Here is a 3,677-nt window from a genome sequence, read left to right on the forward strand (position 1 = left end):
CGATGAAGCCGCGCGCTGCCGTGGCACTGCTCGCGCTGGCCGCGATGTGGCTGCCTGGCCCCGCGTCGCCGGCCTGGTGGCTCGGCCTCGCGTTCCAGCAGCCGAGCGGGCTGTTCGCCGCGCTGGCCGGTGTCTCGCTCTGGAAGCGCTTCGCCGATCGCCCCCAGCAGCAGACCCTGCCCGTCGCACTCGCCGCGGCGCTGGTGCTCGGTGGCCTCGTGCTCTACGCCGATGCCGTCGGCGCACTGTCGCTCGGCCTGTACCCCTGGGGCTTCGAGCCGGTGCAGGCGCCGGTGGCAGCCATCGTGCTGTCGGTGCTCGCGCTCGCGGTGATCGTGCGCGGCCGGCAGCACGCGGCCGGCTGGGCGGTGCTGCTGGCGCTGACCTTCCACGCCGTGACGCACCTGCCGACCGGCAACTTCTTCGATGCGCTGCTGGACCCGCTGCTGTGGCTGTGGGCGCTGGCACGCTGCGTGGTGTTCCTGATCGCGCGGCTGCGTGGCCGCGCGGCCGTGGCGCCGACCTCCTGAGATCGAATCGACCATGTCCCTGCTGCGCCCGCATCTTCGCCTCGCCCTCGCGATGGCCGCCGTGCTCCTCGTCGTCGGCACCGTCTGCCGCGCCGTCTTCGGCCTCTGGTTCGCACCGCCCGATGCGGCGCTGTCGGCCGGCGACTGGGCCGCCGCGCTGTGGCTGGGCGCGCGCTTCGACCTGCGCGTCGCGCTCGACAGCGTGCTGCTCGCCTGGCTGCTGGCCACGCTGCCGTGGGTCGGCCGCTGGCTGCGCCCGCCGCGCGCGCGCGCCTTCTGGTGGACGTACTGGATGCTCGCCGCCTTCGTGTGGGCGCTCGGCGTGGTGCTCGATGCCGGCCACTTCGCCTACCTCGCGCAGCGGCTGACGGCGGTCGTCATCTCGCTGGCGCGCGACATCGGCGAGGCCACCGGCATGGTCACGCAGACCTACCCGGTCGGGCGCATCGCGCTGGCGGTCATCGCCTGGCTGGTGCTGTGCCACTTCATCTTCGGCTGGCTGTGGCGCCTGGTGGTCGGCACCTCGGCGCACCCCGTGCCGCCCGCTCCGCGCAAGCGCTGGCAGGTGGGTGTGGCCGAGACGCTGGTGGTGCTGCTCGGCGTGCTCGGCATCCACGGCAAGTTCTCGCAGTACCCGCTGCGCTGGAGCGATTCGATCGAGCTGCAGAACKCGTTCGCGCAACAGCTGTCGCTGAACCCGCTGCACAACCTGTACGACACCTGGACCTTCCGCGCGCAAAGCCTGGGCGACGCGCAGATGCGCCCCGATGCCGATGCGATCCGCGCCTTCGTCGGCCTGCCGCCGCTGAAGCCGGGCGAGCCGATCTCGTTCCTGCGCACCGTGGCGCCGAAGCCCGAGCGGGCCGGCCAGCCGATGAACGTCGTGCTGGTGCTGCTGGAGAGCTTCGCGGCGCACAAGGTCGGCGCGATCGGCAGCCCGCTGGGCGCGACGCCCAGCTACGACGCGCTCGCGAGGGACGGCCTGCTGTTCACGCGCATGATGAGCGCGCACGGCCACACCGCGCGCGGCGTGTTCACCACCGTCACCGGCATGCCCGACGTCTCGGTCGAATCGACCGCGTCGCGCAACCCGGCGGCCACCAACCAGCAGTCGATCATCAACGAGTTCGCCGGCTACAAGAAGTTCTACTTCATCGGCGGCAGCACCTCGTGGGCCAACGTGCGTGGCGTGCTGACGGCCGCGATCGACGACGTCGACATCGTCGAGCAGACGCGCTTGAAATCGCCGGTGGTCGACGTGTGGGGCGTCTCCGACAAGAACCTCTTCCTGGAGGCGAACGAGATGTTCCGCGCGCAGAAGACGCCGTTCTTCGCGATGATCCAGACCAGCGGCAACCACCGGCCGTACACCATCCCCGACGAAGACCAGGCCGCGTTCCAGCCGCCGACGCCGACCGATGCGCAGCTGGAGGACAACGGCTTCATCTCGCTCGACGAGTACCGCGCGTTCGCCTACCTCGACTGGTGCATCGGCCGCTTCATGGCGGCGGCGAAGAGGGAGGCGTACTTCAAGAACACGATCTTCGCGTTCATCGGCGACCACGGCATCATCGGCGTGACCGGGCCGCACCTGCCGAAATCATGGCACGACCTCGCGATCACGCAGGGCCACACGCCATTCCTCGTGTACGCGCCCGGCCACGTGGCGTCGCGCCGCATCGACCACTGGGCGCAGCAGGTCGACGTGCTGCCGACGCTCGCGTCACTGGCCGGCATCGGCTACCGCAACACCACGCTCGGGCGCGACCTGCTCGACCCGCAGTTCGATGCGAGCCGCGTCGCCTTCGAGTTCCAGTTCACCGGGCCGCGCCAGCTCGGCGTGCTGGTCGGCACGCACATGCTGGTCGACCGCCAGCCGCCGGCGCTGTTCGACATCGAGTCGGACACGCCGTCGACCAACCTGCTGCAGCAGCAGCCGGTGGCGCCGGAGATCGCGGCGCTGCAGCAGCAGTGGGGGCACTTCCCGGCGGCCTATGGCAATGCGGCGCTGTACCTGCAGACGCACAACCACAAGCTGCCGAAGGCTCAGTGACGCGTGGCCTCGCCGACCGCTTCGGTGCGGCTGTTGTCGACCGCCGTCGCCGGGTGCTCGTCGAGCTTGCCCGGCGCGGTGTCGAGCGGCATCGGCGACGAGTCGAGCGGCGCCATGTCGCTGTCGCCGTTGTCCGGGATCGCCGCGTCGAGTTCGGGCAGCAGGATGTCGATGTCGGCGGCCAGTCGCGCCGCGCGCTCGGCACGGCTCGCGGCCAAGGCCGCCCGCGCGGCCTTCACGCGCCGCAGCGCATGACGCGATTCGCGCTCGGCGAGGTCGATCTCGCGCTTCGGGCCGCACAGGAAGCCGCCGCCCTTGAACCACACGTAGACCTCGGTGCCGGGCAGCATCGGTGGCTGGTTCGGCGAGAGCAGCATCTCGACGACGCCGAAGGATAGGGTGATGCGAACGGCCTGCTTGTCGCCCACCACCGCCACGTGGCGAGAGCGTGCGACTTGCTCGAGTTGCTGCGCAAGAAGCGGCAGCAACGGCCATGAGAGCACTCGATTCATGGGTTTTATCTCCCCTGTCGTTGTGCGCAAACGATAGCGAAGGACCAGCAAATCCGGACGGTAGGGTTACTCAGCGTTACCCCTCTTTCGCCGCAACGTCTCCAAGCACCAACCAATGGTTGTCCAGTTGCAGACCAATTGGAAGACCAACTTGCGACCGATCGTCTTTATTTGCGTCAGATATCTGCGCCTGCGATCGCTGTGCCTCCGGTCGACCACCGGCCCACAGCGCATGGGCGGCATCCAGTGCAACAGCGCAGGCCTCCTGCAACGGGACGAGGCCCTGCCAATTCCCATCGGCTTGCCATTGCGCGAGGCCTTGAGCACGCGGGCAGCCGATCACGAAGCCGTCGCGCGTGGCCGCGATGTCGCCGCCGTAGCCGGCGAGCGCCGGCGATGCGGCGCGTTGGAGTGCACGGCCGTCGAAGCGCGCCAGCACCGGTGCCGCGGCCCGCAGCGCGGCATCGGCGTGCTCGGCCTGCATCGCGATGCCGAGCACGGCATCGGCGCCGTGCCCATGCCATGCGAGGTGGCGCAGGCTCAAGCGCGCATCGGCGAGCTGCCAGCGCCCCTGCAGCTCGC

The 3,677-nt window shown here is 70.0% G+C and carries 4 protein-coding genes; 2 read left to right on the forward strand and 2 right to left on the reverse strand.

From position 1 onward, the window contains the following. Together AC1DXV_RS32605 and AC1DXV_RS32610 are read left to right on the forward strand one after the other, a co-directional pair. The coding region (locus AC1DXV_RS32605) for a hypothetical protein (RefSeq protein WP_477937630.1) at positions 1-530 on the forward strand (530 nt) is incomplete at its 5' end. A gap of 13 nt (positions 531-543) precedes the next feature. Next, positions 544-2,583, forward strand: a complete 2,040-nt coding sequence (locus tag AC1DXV_RS32610; RefSeq protein WP_477937632.1) for an LTA synthase family protein — start codon at positions 544-546, stop codon at positions 2,581-2,583. Here AC1DXV_RS32610 and AC1DXV_RS32615 read toward each other — a convergent pair. Continuing rightward, positions 2,577-3,095, reverse strand: a complete 519-nt coding sequence (locus AC1DXV_RS32615) for a hypothetical protein (RefSeq protein ID WP_477937634.1) — start codon at positions 3,093-3,095, stop codon at positions 2,577-2,579. The two genes, AC1DXV_RS32610 and AC1DXV_RS32615, sit on opposite strands and share 7 nt — an antisense overlap. A gap of 76 nt (positions 3,096-3,171) precedes the next feature. Beyond that, the coding region (locus AC1DXV_RS32620) for a DUF1513 domain-containing protein (protein WP_477937636.1) at positions 3,172-3,677 on the reverse strand (506 nt) is incomplete at its 5' end.

The organism is Rhizobacter sp. P3_C12, assembly GCF_056402735.1.

Coding starts and splice junctions, on each gene's coding strand:
- AC1DXV_RS32615 (WP_477937634.1), bottom strand. CDS start 3,095: ATGAATCGAGTGCTCTCATGGCCGTTGCTGCCGCTTCTTGCGCAGCAA.